The organism is Streptomyces sp. NPDC001920 (assembly GCF_053594495.1).
In genome coordinates, this window is the sequence record NZ_JBSFEP010000013.1 from 48,432 (window position 1) to 70,093 (window position 21,662).

General features: G+C 71.6%; 17 protein-coding genes. 11 read left to right on the top strand and 6 right to left on the bottom strand.

The features are described 5' to 3' along the window. Nucleotides 1-141 precede the first annotated feature (141 nt). The 4 genes from ACWCPI_RS22790 to ACWCPI_RS22805 all read left to right on the top strand — a co-directional run bounded on the left by ACWCPI_RS22790 (nt 142) and on the right by ACWCPI_RS22805 (nt 7,027). A complete protein-coding gene (locus ACWCPI_RS22790; protein WP_451039838.1) occupies nt 142-606 on the top strand; it encodes a hypothetical protein in 465 nt (154 codons plus the stop codon). 97 nt (nt 607-703) lie between these two features. Further along, complete coding sequence (locus ACWCPI_RS22795; RefSeq protein ID WP_451039839.1) at nt 704-1,222, top strand: hypothetical protein; 519 nt, start codon at nt 704-706, stop codon at nt 1,220-1,222. A gap of 198 nt (nt 1,223-1,420) precedes the next feature. Further along, on the top strand, nt 1,421-2,938 hold the full coding sequence (locus ACWCPI_RS22800; protein ID WP_451039840.1) for an NlpC/P60 family protein: 1,518 nt from the start codon (nt 1,421-1,423) through the stop codon (nt 2,936-2,938). A 177-nt stretch (nt 2,939-3,115) separates the two neighbouring features. Continuing rightward, nucleotides 3,116-7,027 carry an nSTAND1 domain-containing NTPase gene (locus ACWCPI_RS22805; RefSeq protein WP_451039841.1) on the top strand — a complete coding sequence of 1,304 codons (3,912 nt, stop codon included), beginning with the start codon at nt 3,116-3,118 and terminating at the stop codon, nt 7,025-7,027. 88 nt (nt 7,028-7,115) lie between these two features. Here ACWCPI_RS22805 and ACWCPI_RS22810 read toward each other — a convergent pair whose 3' ends face one another. Together ACWCPI_RS22810 and ACWCPI_RS22815 are read right to left on the bottom strand one after the other, a co-directional pair. Continuing rightward, nucleotides 7,116-8,306 (bottom strand): ABC transporter substrate-binding protein, encoded by a 1,191-nt coding sequence (locus tag ACWCPI_RS22810; protein ID WP_451039842.1) that lies wholly within the window; start codon nt 8,304-8,306, stop codon nt 7,116-7,118. 143 nt (nt 8,307-8,449) lie between these two features. Beyond that, the gene (locus ACWCPI_RS22815) at nt 8,450-9,898 is read right to left on the bottom strand and encodes a gamma-aminobutyraldehyde dehydrogenase (RefSeq protein WP_451039843.1); all 1,449 of its coding nucleotides are present in this window, start codon (nt 9,896-9,898) and stop codon (nt 8,450-8,452) included. A 170-nt stretch (nt 9,899-10,068) separates the two neighbouring features. Between ACWCPI_RS22815 and ACWCPI_RS22820 the strand changes: the two genes are divergently transcribed. From ACWCPI_RS22820 to ACWCPI_RS22850, 7 genes are all read left to right on the top strand, one after another. After that, nucleotides 10,069-10,587 carry an Lrp/AsnC family transcriptional regulator gene (locus ACWCPI_RS22820; protein ID WP_019754642.1) on the top strand — a complete coding sequence of 173 codons (519 nt, stop codon included), beginning with the start codon at nt 10,069-10,071 and terminating at the stop codon, nt 10,585-10,587. A 19-nt stretch (nt 10,588-10,606) separates the two neighbouring features. Further along, on the top strand, nt 10,607-11,980 hold the full coding sequence (locus tag ACWCPI_RS22825) for an aspartate aminotransferase family protein (RefSeq protein ID WP_451039844.1): 1,374 nt from the start codon (nt 10,607-10,609) through the stop codon (nt 11,978-11,980). Nucleotides 11,981-12,184: 204 nt separating this feature from the next. Further along, nucleotides 12,185-12,925 carry an ABC transporter ATP-binding protein gene (locus ACWCPI_RS22830; protein WP_451039845.1) on the top strand — a complete coding sequence of 247 codons (741 nt, stop codon included), beginning with the start codon at nt 12,185-12,187 and terminating at the stop codon, nt 12,923-12,925. Further along, the gene (locus ACWCPI_RS22835) at nt 12,907-14,418 is read left to right on the top strand and encodes a hypothetical protein (protein WP_451039846.1); all 1,512 of its coding nucleotides are present in this window, start codon (nt 12,907-12,909) and stop codon (nt 14,416-14,418) included. The genes ACWCPI_RS22830 and ACWCPI_RS22835 overlap by 19 nt, the downstream gene beginning before the upstream one ends. A 108-nt stretch (nt 14,419-14,526) precedes the next feature. Next, nucleotides 14,527-14,943, top strand: a complete 417-nt coding sequence (locus ACWCPI_RS22840; RefSeq protein WP_451040014.1) for a VOC family protein — start codon at nt 14,527-14,529, stop codon at nt 14,941-14,943. A gap of 37 nt (nt 14,944-14,980) precedes the next feature. Next, entirely contained in the window at nt 14,981-16,102 is a 1,122-nt protein-coding gene (locus ACWCPI_RS22845) for an LOG family protein (RefSeq protein WP_451039847.1), read from the top strand. Nucleotides 16,103-16,284: 182 nt separating this feature from the next. Then, on the top strand, nt 16,285-16,947 hold the full coding sequence (locus tag ACWCPI_RS22850) for an LAETG motif-containing sortase-dependent surface protein (RefSeq protein ID WP_451039848.1): 663 nt from the start codon (nt 16,285-16,287) through the stop codon (nt 16,945-16,947). Between the two features lie 78 nt (nt 16,948-17,025). Here the strand turns inward: ACWCPI_RS22850 and ACWCPI_RS22855 are convergent, their stop codons facing one another. The 4 genes from ACWCPI_RS22855 to ACWCPI_RS22870 are packed head-to-tail and all read right to left on the bottom strand — an operon-like array spanning nt 17,026 to nt 21,617. Further along, nucleotides 17,026-17,820, bottom strand: coding sequence for a maleylpyruvate isomerase family mycothiol-dependent enzyme (locus ACWCPI_RS22855; protein WP_451039849.1), 795 nt, complete (start codon nt 17,818-17,820; stop codon nt 17,026-17,028). Nucleotides 17,821-17,844: 24 nt separating this feature from the next. After that, nucleotides 17,845-18,864, bottom strand: a complete 1,020-nt coding sequence (locus ACWCPI_RS22860; RefSeq protein WP_451039850.1) for an ABC transporter ATP-binding protein — start codon at nt 18,862-18,864, stop codon at nt 17,845-17,847. Next, nucleotides 18,865-20,541, bottom strand: coding sequence for an ABC transporter permease (locus tag ACWCPI_RS22865; protein WP_451039851.1), 1,677 nt, complete (start codon nt 20,539-20,541; stop codon nt 18,865-18,867). Next, nucleotides 20,517-21,617 carry a thiamine ABC transporter substrate-binding protein gene (locus ACWCPI_RS22870; RefSeq protein WP_451039852.1) on the bottom strand — a complete coding sequence of 367 codons (1,101 nt, stop codon included), beginning with the start codon at nt 21,615-21,617 and terminating at the stop codon, nt 20,517-20,519. Before ACWCPI_RS22870 ends, ACWCPI_RS22865 begins: the two co-directional genes overlap by 25 nt. Nucleotides 21,618-21,662 lie beyond the last annotated feature (45 nt).

Consider the following 21,662-nt stretch of genomic DNA (forward strand, 5'->3'; position numbering starts at 1 on the left):
GCCGTCATCGCGGTGCGCCGCTCGCCGTTTCCCAACGCGCGGGCAACGGGAAATCCCCGGGAAACCCCTGGTCGCCGTACGTCCCCGACGACAACGTGAGCCGCGTCGAACCCATCGCTACTCACGCAAGGGGCTGGGCCAGTGACCAGTAGGAAACGCAAGGGCTTCTCCGCCACGACCGCCGCGGTGCTGCTCGCCGGCGGAATGACGCTCTTCGGGCCGGCGAGCGGCGCGCAGGCCGCCGCGTCGGACTGCGAGGGCGGCAGGAACGGCTTCATCGACATCTCCGACAACGCCTACGACACCACGGCCCGCCAGGTGACGCTGTACTCCGAGGGCATCAACATTAGCCTGCAGTACGGCAACATCCGCGGCGTCCAGCGCGGCTGGGCCCTCATCGCCGGTGACGTGCAGCCGGGCAACCAGGTGTGGATGGACTGGACCCGGGACGGCGGCCGGACCTGGATCCAGTGCGGCCCGTTCACCTCGCGCAACGGCGAGAACAAGACGAGCGCGGCGCAGCGCACCAGCAACGACCCCAACTGGAAGTTCCGTGCCTGCGGTTCGACCCGCTCCGGCATCCACTGCACGGAGCCGTGGTGGTAGGCCGGCGCCCGGCCGCGCCTCCGTCCCCGCCTTCCTCCCCGCCTTCGTCCCCGTCCCGTCCCCGAACGACGTCCGTGACGCACCTCTGGAGAACCGGGTGAACCTGCGCGTGAACCTGCCCCGTACCGCTCTCGCCCTCGCGTCGGCCGCCTGTGTGCTGGCCGTGTGCAGCCCCGCACTCGCGACCGGCACCGCGCCCGCCGCCACGACGACCCACTGCGTCCTCGTCCTGGACGAGGTGAAGACCGGCGAGAGCGTCTCCGCCGTCAGCTCGCACAAGTGCTTCACGGGCGCCGGCGCCTCGGCCCGGGCCGCGGCGGCCGTGCCGCGCGCCGCGGCGCAGACGGAGCTCATGACCTGGGCCGAGCACGCCGACTACGGCGGCACGTACACCAAGGTCTACGGCGGCGCCGGGCCCTGCGACTCCGCGGGCTACAGCTTCAGCCCGAACAACTACTGGTCGACGCATCTGTCGTCGTTCCTCCTCGACGGCGGCTGCACCCGGTCGTTCCTGAGCGGCCCGCGGGGCAACGGATCCTTCAGCAGCCGTTCCGTGTCCTACGTCGGCGACACCCTCAACGACGCGGTGAGTCACATCAAGATCTGGCGCGGCTGAGCCGGCCGGAACGGGGGATGGGACAGGGGTTTCCCGGTGATCACGCCAAGAGGCAACAGGAAACCCCTGGTCCTCGTCCGTCCGCCGAGGCCACGGTGAGTCCTGCTTGCTTCCCCTGAGCCACACGGGGGCCTTATCGAACGCGGTCCGGACTGTCGGCGCCACGACACCGTGGCACGGCCGCGAGAGGAGAACCGGATGAGAACACTGCGCCGGGGAGCGGGGCTGGTCGCCACATTGGTGACGGCACTCCTCCTGGCCCTCCTCCCGACGACCGCCGCACAGGCGGCCGGCACGGGAGAGCAGAACTGGTGCGCCGTGCAGGGCATCGCCTCGCCCGAGGCGCGCCGCGCCGTGGACGCGGCCTGCGCGGAATGGCGTGCGCGCACGCTGTACACATGGGGCGGCGGTCACGGACCGGCGCCGGGCCAGAGTTACGGCACCTGGGACCGCAGCAGCTGGGAGGCGTTCGAGCAGACCGCGCTCGACCCCCAGACCCGCGGCTTCGACTGCTCGGGCTTCGCACGCTGGGCCTGGTACAAGGCGACCGGGCGCGACATCCTCGGCGGAGGCACGGCCTATCAGATGTACGTCAACGCGGGGCGGACGTACCAGCAGGTCAAGGGCGTCGGCGGCGGCAAGCCGGCCGTGTCCGACATGGAGCCCGGCGACCTGGTGTTCACCGCGGTCGGCGGCAAGGTGCAGGACATCAGCCACGTGATGCTCTACCTCGGGGACGGCTACGTCGTCGAGGCCTGGGAGTCGCAGAAGCCGATCCGTGTGATCGACATCGAGTCCCGCATCGACAGAAACCGTCTGGCCGGCGTCACGCGGATGCCCCAGGGCAGCCCGTTCACGGAGCCCACGGGCTACGAAGGCACGCTCCAGGTGACCTGGGGCACCGACGTCGCCGTACGCCGGCACCCCAACCTCTCGTCGGCCCTGGTGACCCGGCTGTCGGGACCGGACATCGTGTACGCCAAGTGCCAGCAGCGCGGGGAGCGCGTCACCGCCGAGGGCTACACCAACGACGCCTGGACGTATCTGTCCAACCGCGGTGGCTGGATCAGCAACATCTTCCTCAAGGGACCGGCCTGGCTGCCGGAGGTGCCCACCTGCTCCGGCGCCGACCACGACTCGGAGATCGGCCCCGGCGGGGGCGGCAACGCCACCCAGGGCGGCGCGCACAGCACCTGGGGCACGGGCGTGGCGATCCGTTCCCAGCCGTCCACCACCAACGGGACCACCGTCGCCCGGCTGGCCGGTCCGACCTCGGTCGCCGTCAGCTGCCAGATGCGCGCCCAGACCGTGACGTCCGAGGGGTACACCAACGACGCCTGGTCCTATCTTCCGCAGTACGGCGGCTGGATCACCAACATCTACATGCGGGGTGACGCCTGGCTCGCGGGTGTCCCGGCCTGCGACGGCAGGGGCACGGCGACCCCGGTCGGCGCGCACGCCCACAGCACCTGGGGCACCGGGGTGACGATCCGGAGCACTCCCTCCACCAGCGCGGGTGTCGTGACCCGGCTCTCCGGTCCGACCGGGGTGGCGGTCTCCTGCCAGAAGCACGCGGAGTCGGTCACGGCCGAGGGGTACACCAACGACGTCTGGTCGTATCTCCCCGAGTACCAGGGCTGGATCAGCAACATCTACATGCGGGGGGACGCGTGGCTGGACGGAGTCCGCAACTGCGTGCCCCGGGGCGCTTCCTGACCGGCCGCACCGGCCGACGCCGCAAGCCCGTGTGACACACGTCACTTCGCGTCACGCCGAAGAACCGCCGTCCCTGTCCCATGCGTAACATCCCCCAGACCACGCCCGCCGACCTGACCACTCGGCGGCACAGAACGGCGATCCACCACGCCGTCGGCCTCGGGGGCAACACCACTCATGGACCACAGGGACGGCGGGTCCGCGCACTCGCCGGCCGCCGTCACCCGACGGCGGCCTCCGCATGCGTCCTTCGGCGCCGCGCTGCGCGAACTGCGCGTGGAACGCGGCCTCTCGCTGACGGACCTGGCCCGGATCACGCACTACAGCAAGGGCTATCTGAGCAAGATCGAGACGGGCCGAAAGCCCGTCAACCGCGACGTCGCGCGGTTGTGCGACGAGGCGTTGGAGGCCGACGGCGCGCTGCTCGCCCTGCTGCCGCCCGCCCTGAGCGAGGGGGACCAGGGGCAGGCGGGGGACGACGGAGAGGACAGCCCCTACCCGGGGCTGTCCGCGTTCGGTCCGTCCGACGCGGGCCGGTTCTTCGGCCGGGAGCGGGCCGTCGCGGTGCTCGTCGAGCGTCTCGGCCAGCGGTTCGGCAAGGGACCGGTGGCCGTCGTGGCGCTCTCCGGGGCCGGCAAGTCCTCGCTGTTGGGGGCAGGGCTCGTACCCGCTCTCGCCGAACACCCCGAGGACGTCGGCGGCGCCTTCTCCAGTGTCATGTGCACCCCCACCGCGCACCCTCTGTCCGCCCTCCGGCAGGCACTGCGCACCGCCCTGCCCGCCGGTCTGCTGGACCATCTGCACGACGAGGGCCCGCCCGACGAGCGGGCGGACCGACTGGTGACGGCCCTGCGCTCCTGGGCCGCCACGACCGCCACCACGACCGCCACCACGACCGCCACCACGACCGTCCGAGCGCGCCACGGCGGCGGCGTCATCATCGTCGACCAGTTCGAGGAGGTCTTCACCCTCTGCGACGACGAGGCGGAACGCCGGTCCTACATCGAGGCGCTCACGACACTGGCGACCACGGGCGACGGCGAACCGGGTGCCGACGAGGGCACGTTCGCCGTCGTCCTCGGGGTGCGCGCCGATGTCACCGGGCGCTGTCTGGAGCACCCGACCCTCGTTCCGGTCGTCAGCGACGGGCTGTTCGCGCTGGGCGCGATGACCGCGGACGAACTGCGGGAGTGCATCGTACGTCCGGCCAGGGCGAGCGGGACGGGCCTGGAACCGGGCCTGGTCGAGCTGCTGTTGCGCGACCTGGGAGCGGTCGACACCCCCGCCGCGTCCGCCGGCAGCGGCCCGGACACGGCCGTACCCGGCGGGCGGCCCGGGGTGCTTCCGCTGCTCGGGCACGCCCTGCGGGAGACCTGGCAGCGGCGCGCCGGCTCCACCATGACCGTGGCGGGGTACCTGGCGACGGGCGGGATTCACGGCTCCGTCGCCACCGCCGCCGAGAACCTGTTCGCCGCGCTGTCACCGGCCCGGCAGGACGCCGCCCGCAGGCTGCTGTTGCGGCTGGTGCGCGTCGGGGAGGACAACGAGGCCTCCCGGAGACCGCGCACCACCTCCGACCTGCTCGCCGGGCTGCCCGATCCCGCAGCCGCGCGTGCCACCCTCGACACCCTGGTGACGGCCCGGCTGCTGACCGTGGACGCCGACCGCGTCGAGCTGGTGCACGAGGCGCTGCTGCGAGCGTGGCCGAGGCTGCGCACCTGGATCCACACGACGCGCGCCGATCTGCTCGTGCACCAGCAACTGGGCGCCGCCGCCCGGGAATGGGACCGCGAGAACCGCGACCCGGGACTCCTCTACCGCGGGGCGCGGCTGACGGCGGCCCGGGAATGGGCGGCCGGTCCCAGCGGCCGGGACAGTGTGCCGGCCCCCGTGGAGACCGACTTCCTGCGCGCCTCCGAGCACGAGGAGGACCTGCGCCGGCGTATGGCGCGGCGCCGGGTCCGTCAGCAGCGGACCGGACTCGTCGTCCTCGCCGTGCTGCTCGCCCTGGCCCTCCTCGCCGGCGGAACGGTTCTCCAGCAGCGCATCTCCGCCGACGAGCAGCGCAGGACGGCCACGTCCCAGGCCATGGCGGCCCGCTCCGCCCAACTGGCGTTCGGGCACCCGGAGGCCTCGATGCTGCTGGCCGAGTCCGCCTTCCGCACCGCGCCCACCACGGAGGCGCGCAGCGCGCTGCTCAGTACCCAGGCCAACGCCTTCGCCGGCCGTCTCACCGGCCACCGGGGACCGGTGAACGGCGTGGTCTTCGGCCTGGGGCGACGGCTGCTGGCGTCGGCCAGTTCCGACGGCACCGTACGGCTGTGGGACACCCGGACCCGGCGCGTCGCGGGGACGCTGACCGGCCACCGGGCGCCCGTGCGCTCCGTGGCCTTCTCGCCGGACGGACGCACCCTCGCCTCGGCCGGTTCGGACGCGACGATCAGGCTCTGGTCGGTGTCCGACCGGCGCCAGACCGCCGTACTGACAGCCCACCGGGGCCCGGTCCGCGCCGTGGCCTTCGCACCCGACGGACGTTCCCTGGCTTCCGCCGGCAAGGACGGCACGGTACGGCTGTGGGACATCAGGACCCGGCGGCAGACAGCCCTGCTGAAGGGCCACACCGACGACGTTCTCGCGCTGGCGTACGCCCCCGACGGATCCCGGCTGGCCAGTGCGGGCGCCGACCGCACCGTACGGCTGTGGAATCCGCGCACCCACCGCGGGAACGGCGTCCTGCGGGGGCACAGCGGGGACGCCCTCGCCGTGGCGTTCAGCACCGACGGCCGGGTCCTCGCCTCCGGCGGCGCGGACCGCACCGTACGGCTGTGGGACCCGGCGGCACTCCGCCGGAGCGCCGTTCTGTCGGGCCACGACGACGATGTGAACGGGCTCGCCTTCGGGCCCGGCGGCCACACGGTGGTCTCCGCCGGGGGCGACGGCACGATCGTCCGCTGGGACGTCCACACCCACCGCGCGATCGACACGCTCTCCGGGCACACCGACTACGTGATCGCCGTCGCGGCGGACGGCGACCTGCTGGCGACGGCGGGATTCGACGGCACCGTCGCCCTGTGGGACCTCACCGGCCACACGCTCGCCGGCTACCCGGTCGACGAGCTGTGGACGGCCGGCTTCAGCCCCGACGGACGCCTGCTCGCCTCGGCGGCGACGGACGGCTCCGTCCAGCTCTGGGACGTGGCACGCCGTACCGGCATCCGCACCCTGACCGGCCACAGCGGCGCCGCCTACTCGGTGGCGTTCAGCCCGGACGGCCGGTGGCTCGCCTCGGCCGGCGCGGACCACACCGTACGGCTGTGGCCCGTCACGGCGGGAGAGGGCGCCGCCCCCGTCGTACTCACCGGGCACACCCGTGCCGTGTTCGACGTGGCGTTCAGCCCGGACGGCCGTTGGCTGGCCTCGGCGAGCGCCGACCGCACGGTGCGGCTGTGGCGGATGTCGGCCACCGGCATCCCGGCGAGGACGCCCGCCGCCGAAGTGCTCACCGGGCACACCGACTTCGTGAACTGCCTGGCCTTCAGCGCCGACAGCGCCACGCTCGTCAGCGGCGGCGACGACCTCACCCTGCGCCTGTGGACGGTGTCGGGTGCCCGCCCGGCAACCGTCCTGACCGCCCACGGCGGCTCGGTACGCGCCGTCGCCTTCGCCCCCGACGGACGCACCCTCGCCAGCAGCGGCAACGACGGTGTCGTCCGCGTGTGGGACGTGGCCCGGGCCCGCGTGACGGCCCAGCTCGCCCGGCACACCGGCTCGGTACGGGGCCTGGCCTTCAGCCCCGACGGCAACTCCCTCGTCAGCAGCGGCAACGACCGCACGGTACGGCTGTGGGACCCCCGGGGGCACCGGCTCGTCGCCACGCTGACCGGGCACACCCGGGCGGTGTGGAGCGTCGCGTACAGCCCGGACGGCAGGACGGTCGCCAGCGCCGGCAACGACGGCACGGTCAGGCTGTGGGACCCGGACATCGCCGACCGGGTGGCGGACCTGTGCGGCGTGGTGGGGCCGGTCGACCGCCAGCGGTGGCGACGGCTGCTGCCGGGGTACGCCTACCGCGGGACGTGCGGGGGGTGAGACAGGGCGGCGCGACCTGACCGCGCCGGCTCACCCCGTCCTGACGTGGGGACACCGGCCATCCCGGTCACAGCCGCCCTGCGAACGGCTACAGCCCCGCGATCGCGTTCCACCGATCGGCGAGGACCGCCCGCTCCCCGGGGGTGATGTCCCGTGCGACGGCGAGGCGCTCACGCATCGCCGCGTCCGGGAAGATCAGCGGGTCCTCGGCGAGGGCGGCCGTCTCCTGGTCCTTGGCGGAGGCCAGCACGTCCCGGGCGGCCGGGACCGGGCAGACGTAGTTGACCCACGCTGCCAGCTCCGCGGCGACCTCGGGCTCGTAGTAGTGGTCGACCAGCCGCTCGGCATTGGCCTTGTGGCGGGCCAGGTTGGGGATCATCAAGGACTCCGACCACAGCTCGGCGCCCTCCTCGGGGACCACGAAGCGGATGTCGGGGTCGTCCGCCTGGAGCTGGATGACGTCGCCGGAGTACGCCTGGCAGGCCAGCACGTCGCCGCTGGAGAGGTCCTTGATGTAGTCGTTGCCGGTGAAGCGGCGGATCTGGCCCTTGCGCACCTGCCGTTCGACCTGGTCGCAGACCGTGTGGAAGTCGTCCGTCGCCCACCGGGTGATGTCGACGCCGTTGCCCTGCATGAGCAGCGCGAACGCCTCGTCCAGGCCGGACAGCAGCGTCACCCGGCCCTTGAGGTCGCCCGCCCACAGCTCGGACACGCGGCGTATCTCGCGGCCCAGCCTGCGGCGGTTGTAGGCGATGCCGGTGATGCCGGACTGCCAGGGGACGGTGAACCTGCGGCCCGGGTCGAAGGCGGGCGAACGCAGCAGCGGATCCAGGTACTTCGTGACGTTCGGCTGCCTCGCCCGGTCCATCTCCTGCACCCAGCCCAGCCGTACGAACCGGGCGCACATCCAGTCGCTGATGACGACGAGGTCGCGGCCGGTGCGCCGGCGGTTCATCAGGGCGGGGCTGAGCTTGCCGAAGAACTCGTCGTTGTCGTTGATCTCCTCGACGTACTCGACGGAGATGCCCGTGCGCCGCCGGAACGCCTCCAGCGTCGGCCGCCGGCTTTCGTCCGCTTCGTCGGTGTCGATGTACAGGGGCCAGTTCGACCAGGTGAGCCGCTTCTCGGTGGCGGAGTGATCGGCGGCGGCCCGCTCGGCGGGCGGCACGTAGGCGGCGGGCACCCCGCAGCCCGCGAGCCCGCCCAGCACCGTGCCTGCGCCGAGCGTCCGCAGCACGGTCCGGCGGGACGGCAGCGGGTTCTTCGAGGGAGGGGCCATGGCCGCAGCATGCAGCCGTTCCCGGTCGCCGGGCAATCGACGCCGTGTCGAGCGCCGGGGCCCGGAGCGGACACCTTGTCACCGGGGAACACCGCGGCCCCGGACGGCACTTGACCGTCCGGGGCCGCGACGCCCGAGTGCGACTACACGTCCAGAGACGTCATCACGTGCTTGATCCGGGTGTAGTCGTCGAAGCCGTAGGCCGAGAGGTCCTTGCCGTAGCCCGACTTCTTGAACCCGCCGTGCGGCATCTCCGCGACCAGCGGAATGTGCGTGTTGATCCACACGCAGCCGAAGTCCAGCGCCTTGGACATCCGCATCGCGCGCCCGTGGTCCTTGGTCCACACCGACGACGCGAGCGCGTACTCCACGCCGTTCGCCCACTCGACGGCCTGCGCCTCGTCGGAGAAGGACTGCACGGTGATGACCGGCCCGAAGACCTCCTTCTGGATGATCTCGTCGTCCTGCTTGACGCCGGAGACGACGGTCGGCGCAAAGAAGTACCCCTTGTCGCCGACCCGCTTGCCGCCGGCCTCCACGCGCGCGTGCGCCGGCAGCCGCTCGATGAAGCCCTCGACCTGCTTGAGCTGGTTGGGGTTGTTGAGCGGGCCGAAGAGGACGTCCTCGTCGTCCGGCTGCCCCGTCTTGGTGTCGGCGGCGGCCTTCGCGAGCGCGGTGACGAACTCGTCGTGGATCGCCTCGTGGACGAGGACGCGGCAGGCGGCCGTGCAGTCCTGCCCGGCGTTGAAGAAGCCCGCGACGGAGATGTCCTCGACGGCCTTGGCGATGTCGGTGTCCTCGAAGACGACGACCGGCGCCTTGCCGCCCAGCTCCAGGTGGACCCGCTTGAGGTCCTTCGACGCCGACTCGGCGACCTGCATGCCCGCCCGCACCGAACCGGTGATGGACGCCATGGCCGGGATCTCGTGCTCGACCATCATGCGGCCGGTGTCGCGGTCACCGGTGATGACGTTGAAGACACCCTTGGGCAGGATCGAGCCCATGATCTCGGCCATCAGGACGGTCGACGCCGGAGTCGTGTCCGACGGCTTCAGTACGACCGTGTTGCCCGCCGCGATGGCCGGGGCGAACTTCCACACGGCCATCATCATCGGGTAGTTCCAGGGCGCGACCTGCGCACAGACGCCGACCGGCTCACGGCGGACGATCGAGGTCAGGCCCTCCATGTACTCACCGGCCGAGCGGCCCTCCAGCATCCGCGCCGCGCCCGCGAAGAAGCGGATCTGGTCGACCATCGGCGGGATCTCCTCCGACCGGGTGAGCCCGACCGGCTTGCCGGTGTTCTCCACCTCGGCGGCGATCAGTTCCTCGGCGCGCTCCTCGAACGCGTCCGCGATCTTCAGGAGGGCCTTCTGGCGCTCGGCGGGGGTCGTGTCACGCCAGCCGGGGAACGCCCGGGCAGCAGCCTCCATGGCGGCGTCGACGTCCGCCTGCCCGGACAGCGGCGCTGTCGCGTACGCCTCGCCCGTCGCGGGGTTGACCACCTCGGTGGTCCGTCCGTCGGCGGCGTCCCGGAACTCACCGTCGATGTAGTTCCGTAGTTTGCGCAGCCGTCCCAGCTCGGTGCTCACTGCCGGCCTCCTGTTTCAGGTCGAGCTGTCCATTCTCTGAGACACCCACCCTAATCGCCGTACCCACGTTTTCAACACCCCCACTTGCCCCGCTCCTGCGAAATCCGCAGGTCTCAGTCGCGTAAACAACGAATTTCATCGCCATGGCCTTGCGGAACTGTCGATACGTCGTGCAGAGTGACGTCGTGGCCAGTCGAAGCGCAGAGCACAGGGACTCCCGCGAGTCCAGGAACGGCGGCGGTCCCCAGCTGGACGCCGTCTCCCTCGCCATCATCGAACAGCTCCAGGAGGACGGCCGCAGGCCGTACGCCGCGATCGGCAAGGCCGTGGGCCTGTCCGAGGCGGCCGTGCGCCAGCGCGTCCAGAAGCTGCTCGACCAGGGCGTGATGCAGATCGTCGCCGTCACGGACCCGCTCACGGTGGGCTTCCGCAGGCAGGCGATGGTCGGTGTGAACGTCGAGGGCGACGTGGAGTCCGTGGCCGACGCCCTGACCGCCATGTCCGAGTGCGAGTACGTGGTGATGACCGCCGGGTCCTTCGACCTGATGGTGGAGATCGTCTGCGAGGACGACGACCACCTCCTGGAGGTCATCAACCGGCGCATCCGGGCCGTCCCCGGAGTGCGCTCGACCGAGAGCTTCGTCTACCTCAAGCTCAAGAAGCAGACCTACATGTGGGGAACCCGATGACCGTGAGGACCCGATAACCGTGAGCACCGACACCCCTCAGGACCTCAGCAGGACCGCGTACGACCACCTGTGGATGCACTTCACCCGCATGTCCTCGTACGAGAACTCCCCCGTCCCCACCATCGTCCGGGGCGAGGGCACCTACATCTACGACGACAAGGGCAAGCGTTACCTCGACGGTCTCGCCGGCCTGTTCGTGGTCCAGGCCGGGCACGGCCGGGTGGAGCTGGCCGAGACCGCCTTCAAGCAGGCGCAGGAGCTGGCGTTCTTCCCGGTCTGGTCCTACGCCCACCCGAAGGCGGTCGAACTCGCGGAGCGTCTGGCCGACCACGCGCCGGGCGACCTCAACAAGGTCTTCTTCACCACCGGCGGCGGTGAGGCGGTGGAGACCGCCTGGAAGCTCGCCAAGCAGTACTTCAAGCTGGTCGGCAAGCCCACCAAGCACAAGGTGATCTCCCGCGCCGTCGCCTACCACGGCACCCCGCAGGGCGCCCTGTCGATCACCGGCCTGCCGGGCCTGAAGGCCCCGTTCGAGCCGCTGGTCCCCGGCGCCCACAAGGTCCCGAACACCAACATCTACCGCGCCCCGATCTTCGGCGACGACCCGGAGGCCTTCGGCCGCTGGGCCGCCGACCAGATCGAGCAGCAGATCCTCTTCGAGGGCCCGGACACGGTCGCCGCGGTCTTCCTGGAGCCGGTGCAGAACGCCGGCGGCTGCTTCCCGCCGCCGCCCGGCTACTTCCAGCGGGTGCGCGAGATCTGCGACCAGTACGACGTGCTGCTCGTCTCGGACGAGGTCATCTGCGCCTTCGGCCGCCTCGGCACGATGTTCGCCTGCGACAAGTTCGGCTACGTCCCGGACATGATCACCTGTGCCAAGGGCATGACCTCGGGTTACTCCCCCATCGGCGCCTGCATCATCTCGGACCGCCTCGCCGAGCCCTTCTACAAGGGCGACAACACCTTCCTGCACGGCTACACCTTCGGCGGCCACCCGGTCTCCGCGGCCGTCGGCCTGGCCAACCTGGACCTGTTCGAACGCGAGGGCCTCAACCAGCACGTCCTCGACAACGAGGGCGCGTTCCGCGCGACGCTGGAGAAGCTGTACGACCTTCCGATCGTCGGCGACGTCCGCGGCAACGGGTTCTTCTACGGCATCGAGCTGGTCAAGGACAAGGCGACGAAGGAGTCCTTCGACGCCGACGAGACCGAGCGCGTCCTGTACGGCTTCCTCTCCAAGAAGCTGTACGAGAACGGCCTGTACTGCCGTGCCGACGACCGCGGCGACCCGGTCGTCCAGCTCGCCCCGCCGCTGATCTCCGACCAGGGGACGTTCGACGAGATCGAGCAGATCCTGCGCGCGACGCTGTCGGAGGCGTGGACGAAGCTCTGACCGTCCACGACCGCGATCTTCCTCAGGGATGATCACACCGGCCCCGGTGCCGCCCGTTCGAGTGAGAAACGGCGGCCCGGGGCCGTGTGCTGTCCGGGGTCCGGGTGACGGCTGCCTAGCGTGCATGTGACCGATCGGCCGAGCCTTCGTTCCCCCGCACGGGGGATCAGGTACGGGAAACGGATCAGAAGCGAGGTGTACGTCATGGTGGCCCCGCCGGACAACGACGTGCTCTGGGCGCGCGCCCTGCACTTCACCTACAAGGACGGCTCGCCCGCTCTCAGCGGCGTCTCGCTCGGTGTCCAGGAGGGCGAGGTCCTCGCCGTCATCGGTTCGCGCGGCAGCGGCAAGACCACGCTCCTTCGGTGTCTGTCCGGGCTGACGGCGCCGGGCCGCGGTGAGATCTGGTTCAACAGCGTGCCCGTGCACAGGATGAACGCGGCGGCCCGTGAACGGCTGCGCCGCGACCGCTTCAGCTGGATCGACCCGGTCCCGACCCTCGTCCCGGAGCTGAAGGTCTGGGAGAACGCCGCCCTCCCCCTGATGCTGCGGGGCACCAGCCGTCGCCGCGCCAAGACGGTCGCGCTGGAGTGGCTGGAGCGCCTGGACGTCGGCGAGGTGGCCCGTAAGCGCCCCCACCAGCTGGTGCAGGCCGAACGCCAGCGCGTCTGCATCGCCCGGGCGCTGGCCCCCTCGCCCACGGTCGTGTTCGCCGACGAGCCGACCGCCCCGCTGCACCGCGCCGACCGCATCCAGGTGTTGCGCACCCTGACCACAGCGGCCCGCTCGCACGGCATCACCGTCGTCCTGGCCACTTACGACGCGGACGCGGCACCCCTCGCCGACCGCACGCTCGCCCTCCTCGACGGGCGGCGCGTGAACACGGTGCACCTGCCCCCGGTCGGCGAGTCGGAAGGCCGGGCCGCGTGCTCGCTCTCCGTCTGAGCCGCGGTGGCCGGCCCGCCGTACAGCTGCGCCGCCTGCTGGTCGCGGCCGCCTCGGCGGGCACCGGCTTCCTGCTGCTGTGCGCCCTGGGCTACGCCATGTCCCACGCGGACTCCCCCGCCGCGTCCCTCCTGCGTCTGGCCTGGTGCGTTCCCCCACTGGCCGCCACGGTCCACTTCGCGGTGGCGGTGGCCCGCACCGACCCGGGCACGCAGCCCCGGCCGGGGCTCTCGGCGATCGGCCTGGGCCCGGCCCGTCTGATGGCCGTCTCGGCGGCGACCACCGCCCTGTCCTGCACCCTCGGCTCGATGCTGGCCCTGCTGTTCTTCCTCCATCTGCGCGGTGACCTGACGGGCATGCCCTTCGACGGTGCCGCGGCGGAGTTCCTGGCCGCCGACACCCCTTTGCCGGTGCCGGCCACGGTGACCCTGCTGGCGCTGGTGCCGGCGATCGCGTCGACGGCGGTGGCGCTGACCCTGCGCCCCAAGAACCCCGTGTCGACCGGTGCGCGGGCCCACGGCGGGTCCTACCGGCGTTTCGGGGCGTACGGCAGACCGGGGCCGCGGGAGACGTTCGGGGCGTACGGGCGGTTCGGCACCCATCTGGGGCGGGGCGGCGCGGGGGCGAACGGCACCTCGAAGAACGGCGCGGGTCCGGCGCAGTCGGCCGCGGGCCGGGCCGAGCCGCTGTCGCACGGCCGGCCCGCGGGGTCCGCGCACGGCGACGCCGCGGCGGCCGACGGCCGTCCTGCCGAGGCGGCGGACGACGGCACCTCGCACGCGGGCGCACCCCACCGCCCGGCGCACGCGTCGGACGCCGTCCGGACCACGAGCCTGGACCGGACCGCCTTCGACCCTCACCTCATCGGCTCCCCGGCCGTGCGCAAGCCCCCCGTCGGGCTGCCCTGGGGCATCGCCGTCCTCGCCGCGGGCCTCACCGTGGAGTCCTACGCCGGCCGCACCCCGACCGACACCGCGCTCGCCGTGCCCCCCGTGCTTCCCACCGGTCCCGCCGGCCTGGTGATCGGCTGGCTGCTCACCGCCCTGGGCCTGGCCCTGGCCGGCCCCGGCCTCACCCACCTGTGCGGCCGGGTCCTGCAGGCCGCGCGCCCCGGGGTGCTGCGTCTCCTGGCCGGCCGCGTCCTGATGGAGGAGGCCACCCGGATCGGCCGTCCCCTCGGCATCGTGTGCGCCGCCGCGTCCGCCGCCTACGCCATGGCGCCCGTGTCCGGCGCGGCGGCCGCGCCGCCCTTCGGTCCCCTCACCGCCGTCGGCGTCACCCTGGTCACCGGTTGCACCGTGGCCACGCTGCTCACGGCCGCCGTGGAGGCCAAGCAGACCCGCGCCGACACCACGGCCGCCCTGCTGCGCCTCGGCGCTCCCGCGACGCTGCTCCGCGGGGCGGCTGCCCTGCGGGCCGGCGTCCTGCTGACCGTCTTCGGCCCGCTCACCCTGGTCGTGGCCGAGCTGGCGGCCGTACCTCTGGTGCAGTGAGAGCGGAAGAGGGAAAATTCTTCGAAGAAATGTCCCGGCCGACGATGAGTTCGGGACGGCGGCCCGGTCTACCCCCTCGAAAGCAGCCACCCGATGGGAGAGACTCCGATGACCACGGCCTACCAGCAGATGATCTTCGTGAACCTGCCCGTGAACGACCTCGACGCCTCGAAGAAGTTCTTCACGGAGCTCGGTTACTCGATCAACCCTCAGTTCAGCGACGAGAACGCCGCCTCCGTCGTGATCAGCGACACCATTGTCGCCATGCTGCTCACCAAGCCGTTCTACTCGACCTTCACCCAGAAGGAGATCGCGGACGCCACGCGCACCAGTGAGGTGCTGATCTGCCTGAGCGCCGAGAGCCGCGCGAAGGTGGACGAGTTGGTCGACAAGGCCGTCGCCGCCGGTGGCACCGCGTCGGACAAGGTCCAGGACATGGACTTCATGTACGGCCGTGGCTTCGACGACCTCGACGGCCACACCTGGGAGGTCGTCTGGATGGACCCGGCGGCCGTCGAGGGCTGAGCCCAACCGGCTCTCGTGGGGTGCCTAGCATGGGCGGGTGCAGACAATGCCCGCTCATGCGGCCCACCACAACGACCGTGAGATAGAGACGCTGGAGGAGTTCGACGCGACCGTCTCCGCACGCGGCAGCCTCACCGGATTCCGCGTCCAGGCCGTCGACCTGACGGACCGTACGCGCGAACTGCTCACCACGGACACGGCGGGAGCCGTCTTCCTCGGCTGCCCGATGCGCGAGGACGCGGCGGCGAAGATCCGTGCGGACGGTGCGCTGGTCTTCCCTCCGATACCCGACCTGCCCTTCGACCCGTACCGGGGTCACGTCTACTCCCCCGACGAGCTCTTCGCGTCCCTGGCGGACGGTTACGAGGCCACACCCGACGCGCGCTCCTACGCCTGGTTCCAGCGGACCAAGGCGGACGGCGACATCTACGCGTCCATGTTGCGCGCCGTACACGACGACTCCGTGTCGGACGCGCTCGACGAACTGCTGTCCGGCGCCCGGGTGGTGGGCGTCATGGGTGGCCACGCGATGCGCCGAGGCACCGCGCAGTACGAGGGCGCCGCTCGGCTCGGCAGGGAACTGACCCGCGCGGGCTTCACGGTCGCCACCGGTGGCGGCCCGGGCGCGATGGAGGCGGCCAACCTCGGCGCGTACGCCGCCCCTCACGACGACGGCATGCTCGCCGACGCCCTCGCGCTGCTGGCGAAGGCGCCCATGTTCACGCCCTCCGTCACGAACTGGGCGGCGGTCGCCTTCGAGGTGCGCGGGCGCTGGCCGCAGGGGGGCCGTTCCGTCGGCATCCCGACCTGGTTCTACGGCCACGAGCCGCCGAACCCCTTCGCCTCGCACATCGCCAAGTACTTCGCCAACGCCACCCGCGAGGACGGCCTGCTGGCCCGTTCGAACGCGGGCGTCGTCTTCCTGCCGGGCGCCGCCGGGACCGTACAGGAGATCTTCGACAACGCCACGCCGAACTACTACGAGTCGCGGGGCGAGCCCACGCCCATGGTTCTGGTGGACCGCACGCACTGGACCGAGAAGCTGCCGGCGTGGCCGCTGCTGAAGTCGCTGGCCCGGGACCGGTCGATGGAGTCGCGCATCGCCCTGGTCGACCGGATCGAAGAGGCTCCGGAGGCGTTGAAACGTCTCGGTGGTTAACAAGAAGGCAAAGCCAACACCTGTGGACCGCATATGCGTTGACACTGCTTATGTCACGCTTATAAACCAGTGAGACTGCTGTGGGACGGCGATGACGCATCGCCGCCTCCGTTCAACCCCCCTCAGTGATGCAACTCGTAAGGACAAACGTGTCCATAAACCGCCGTACTGTCGCGCGTTCCATGCGCGCTCTGGGTGTTGCCTCCGCGTCGGCCGCGCTGACGCTCGGCCTCGCCGGCAACGCTCTCGCGTGCGACATCAGTGAATTCTCCGCCGAAGCCAAGTGCGACGGCGCCAAGGGCGTCATCACCGTCACCGACGTGGACCCCAGCGGCATCCCCGCGACCGTCAGCGTGTTCCTGCAGAACAACGGCGCGGACCTGAAGAAGGTCGGCGAGCAGGTGGTCAAGGGCTCGCGCGAGGGCGTCACCATCACCTTCGCGGAGGACTGGAAGCCGGACGCGGAGTACCGCGTCCACGTCAAGGCGGTCGGCTATGTCGACGAGGACATCAAGCCGAACCTGACGACGCCGTCGACGGCCTGCAAGAAGGACGAGGAGAAGCCGCCGGCCCCGCCGCAGAAGCCGACCCCGTCGGCCTCCGCCTCGACCCCGGCCGAGGAGACCGACACCCCGGCCCCGACCCCCTCACAGAGCGAGAGCACCGCCCCCGCGGGCACCGAGAGCAACGCCCCGTCCCCGGCGGCCGGTGACTCCAACCTCGCCGAGACCGGGGCGAACTCCAACACCGGCCTGATCGCCGGCATCGCGGTCGCCCTGGTGGCGGTCGGCGGTGGCGCGATCTTCTTCGGTCTGCGCCGGCGCGGGGCGAACGGCGACCGCTGACCCGCAGCCACACCGAGCGACACCCTTGTGGCCCGTCCCCGTTCACCGGGGGCGGGCCCGTCGCGTTCCCGGGCGCCGTCAGCCGAAGGTGGCCCGCTCCAGCCAGAACTCCAGCAACTCCCGCTCGCCGAGCACCTCCACCTCGGGGCTGTCCAGCGGCAGCCGCCGGTAGAAGGCGAGCAGCACGGCGGTGAGGGGGCCGCGCAGGGCGACGGTCGCCTTCTCGTGGCCGCGCCGCCAGGCGACGACCTCGCCGGACAGGTCGATGAACCACTCGCCGTGCACGGCGCCGGCGTCGGTGGCGTGCAGATGGATGCTGCTCCCGGGGCGGTGCAACTCCCGTGCCGGGTCGTCCGGGATCGTCCGCTGGGCCCACTCGACGATCTGGAGCCACTCGTCGACCGCGTCGGCGGCCACCTCCGGCGCGACCTCGTAGGGCAGTCCGGCGGCGAGCGTCGCGTCCGCGCGGTGGACGGTGAGCTCGTGCGTCATACGACGGGCCCAGAACCCGGCGTCGTGGGCCCCCGCCCACCCCCACACCCCGGCGTCCGGCCCGGCCTCCCGCAGCGTGCCGACGATCATCTCGCCGCTCTCCGCGAGCCAGTCGTCCAGCGCGGCGGCGTCCCCCTCGCCCTCGGGGCCGCCCGCCCCGGGGACCCGCTCCTCGTCGATCTCCTCCTCGGCCCGCGTACGCACCATCAGTTCCGCCCAGCGCAGGGCCCCGCCGGTGTGCCGTACGAGCTGCTCCAGCGACCAGTCGGGGCAGGTCGGCACAGTGGTCGACAGATCGGCGCCGGAGGTCACCACGGCCCTCAACAGTGCGACCTGGTGGGCTATTTCATCGCAGTAGCGATCATGCGGGAGAGACGTCATGCGCCGACCCTATGCGCGAGCCGATCAGCCGAGCACGACAGTTTCCGCCGCGTCGAACTCCACGCCGACCGTGTCCCCGACCGCCGGGGCCTCCCGCAGCGCACAGGCCGCTTCCAGCCGTGGCGCGTCCTCCGGCTGGAGGTGCAGGGCGACATGTGTGCCCTTGAACGTCCGCGCGGTGACCGTGCAGCGCAGGCCCTCGTCGGCGGTCACGAGCCGCACTCCGGCCGGCCGTACGAGCAGGGTCCGCGGCCCCTGGGCGGTGCCCGCGCCGACCGGCAGCTTGCCCCAGGCCGTGTCCGCGGCCTCACCGAGCACCGTGCCCGCGATCACGTTGTCGAAGCCGAGGAAGCGGGCCACGAACTCGTCCACCGGCCGCTGCCACACCTCAAGTGGCGTCCCGCTCTGAGCGATCCGCCCGTCCCTCATCACCACGACCCGGTCGGCGAGCGCGAAGGCCTCCCCCTGGTCGTGGGTCACCGCCAGCACGGTGGTCCCCAACCGGCCGAACAACTCACGCAGTTCGACGACCAGACGCTCCCGCAGCGAGCGGTCGAGCTGGCCCAGCGGCTCGTCCAGCATCAGCAGCCGCGGCCGGGGCGCGAGCGCACGCGCCAGCGCCACCCGCTGCTGCTCCCCGCCGGAGAGCGAGGCGACGGCTCGGCGGGCGGCACCCGGCAGCCCGACCAGGTCCAGCAACTCCCGTACACGCTCGTCCTGTTCCCCCCTGGAGGCGCCGTGCATCCGCGCCCCGAAGGCCACGTTGCCGCCGACGTCCCGCTGCGGGAACAGCTGATGGTCCTGGAACATCAGCCCCACGCCCCGCTTGTGCGCGGGCACCCCGGCCTGGTCCCGCCCGTCGAGCGACACCCGCCCGGCGTCGAGGGGCTGGAGCCCCGCCACCGTCCGCAGCAGCGTCGACTTGCCGCTGCCGCTGGGCCCGAGCACGCACACGATCTCGTGCTCGGCGACGTCCAGGTCGACGGCGTCGAGCACCGCCCGCCCACCGAAGCGGACCGTCGCACCTTGCAGGCTCAGCAGCATCTAGAACTCCCCGGTCCGGTCGGTCCGCAGCCGCTCCAGCACCAGCAGGGCCACCGCGCACACCACCATCAGCACCGTCGAAAGGGCCATCGCCTGGCCGTAGTTGAGCTCACCGGCCCGCCCCAGCAGCCGTGCCACGGCGACCGGCAGCGTCGGGTTGTCGGGCCGGGCGATGAAGACGGTCGCGCCGAACTCCCCCAGCGACACCGCGAAGGCGAACCCGGCCGCGATCAGCAACGCCCGCCGTACCATCGGCAGGTCGATCTCCCGCCAGACCCGCCAGGGCGAGGCCCCGAGCACCGCGGCCGCCTCCCGCAACCGCTGGTCCACGGCCCGCAGCACGGGCAGCATGGTCCGTACTACGAAGGGCACGCCGACCAGCGCCTGGGCCAGCGGCACCAGGATCCACGTACCGCGCAGATCGAACGGCGGCTCGTCCAGGGCGATCAGGAACCCGAACCCGACCGTCACCGCGGACACCCCGAGCGGCAGCATCAGCAGCGCGTCGAAGCCCCGCACGAACCGGCCCGCGTCCCGCCGGGTCAGCGCGGCGGCGGCCAGAGCGCCGATCAGCACGGCGATGAGCGTGGCGACGACCGCGTACTGCAGCGAGTTGCCGATCGCCTCGATCGGCGCGACGAGGAAGACCCCGCCGTCGGCGTCGGTCAGCGCCCGGTAGTAGCCGAAGTCGGGGGCGTCCAGCGACCGCTGGACCAGGACGGCGAGCGGCAGCAGCACCAGTACCGCGACGACGGCCAGGACACCGGCGAGCAGCGCCCACTGCCCCGCACCCCGTGGCCTGCGCGCTGTCACGGACGCGTCCACCAGACGCAAGGCGCTCTCCCGCCGCCGTACCGTCCAGGCGTGCACGGCGAGGATTGCGCCCACCGCCAGGAACTGGATCATCGTCAGGACGGCGGCCGTGGACAGGTCGAAGATCTCGGAGGTCTGCCGGTAGATCTCCACTTCGAGGGTGGAGAAGGTGGGTCCGCCGAGGATCTGCACCACGCCGAAGGAGGTGAAGGTGAACAGGAAGACCATGAGCGCGGCAGCGGCCACGGCGGGCGCCAGCGCAGGGAGGGTCACGGTCCGCCAGGCGGTGAGGCGTGACGCTCCGAGCATCCGCGCGGCTTCCTCCTGGCGCGGGTCGAGCTGGGACCAGAGCCCGCCGACGGTCCTGACGACGACGGCATAGTTGAAGAAGACATGCGCCAGGAGGATCGCCCACACGCTGGTGTCCAGCCGTACGCCCCACAGCTCGTCGAGGAGTCCGCCGCGGCCGACCAGCGCGAGGAACGCCGTGCCGACGACGACCGTCGGCAGCACGAAGGGGACGGTCACCAGGGCCCGCAGGATCTGCTTGCCGGGGAAGTCGAAGCGTGCGAAGACGTACGCGCCCGGCAACGCGATCAGCAGGGTCAGCGCGGTGGAGGCGAGGGCCTGCCAGGTGGTGAACCACAGGACGTGCCGGATGTCGGACTGCCCGAGCACGTCCGCCAGCCGCCCGAACTGCCATGCCCCGTCGACCTTCAGACCGCGCGCGACGATGGCGGCGACGGGATAGGCGAAGAAGACCGCGAAGAACGCGACGGGCACGGCGACGAGGCCGAGCCGCACCGCCGCGCTCCGCGTGGCCCTCTTGCGCCAGACCGCTACTTCAGTACGAGCGAGGTCCACGACTTGACCCAGTCGTCACGGTTGTCGGCGATCTTCGCCGGGGCCATCGTCTCGGGGTCCTCCGCCTGCGGGCCGTACTTAGTGAACTCCGGCGGCACCTGGGCGCCCTCGCGCACCGGGTAGACGAACATGTTGAGCGGCATGTCCTCCTGGAACGTCCTGCTCAGCAGGAAGTCGAGGAGCGCCTTGCCGCCCTCGGCGTTCCGGGCGTTGCTCAGCAGGCCCGCGTACTCGACCTGGCGGAAGCAGGTGCCGGTCGCGACGCCCGTGGGCGCGGTGGTCGGCTTGGGGTCGGCGTAGATCACCTCGGCGGGCGGTGAGGAGGCGTACGACACGACGAGCGGCCGGTCGGCCTTGGCCTTCTTGCCGCCCGCGGAGCCGGAGAACTCCTCGTTGTAGGCCTGCTCCCAGCCGTCGACGACCTTGACGCCGTTGACCTTCAGCTTTTTCCAGTAGTCCTGCCAGCCGTCGTCGCCGTACCTGGCGGCGGTGCCGAGCAGGAAGCCCAGGCCCGGCGAGGAGGTGGAGGCGTTCTCGGTGACGAGGAGGTTCCGGTACTCGGGCTTGACCAGGTCGTCGAAGGAGGATGGCGGGGTCAGCTTGTGCTCGCTGAAGTACGCCTTGTCGTAGTTGACGCAGATGTCGCCGGTGTCCACGGGCGTCACCCGGTGCTTGTCCTGGTCGACCCGGTACTCGGGCAGGACCTGGTCGGAGCCCTTGGCCTCGTACGACTGGAAAAGCCCGTTGTCGAGCGCGCGGGAGAGCAGGGTGTTGTCGACGCCGAAGAGGACGTCGCCCTGCGGGTTGTCCTTGGTCAGGATCGCCTTGTTGACGGCCTGCCCGGCGTCGCCGTCCTCCAGGACCTTGACCTTGTAGCCGGACTTCTTCTCGAAGGCGGCGAGGACGTCCTTGGACACGGCCCACGAGTTGTGGCTGACCAGCGTGACGGTCTTGGAACCACCGCCGCTGGCGCCCGCGCCGTCGCCGTCGGACGATCCGCACGCGGCCAGCGCGGGCAGCGCGAGAAGACCGAGACCGGCGAGCGAGGCCGTGGCCTTGTACTTGGTGATGCTCACTGATTCCTCCTGGAGTGACCAGGAAGAGACGCGGCCCTGCCCGGA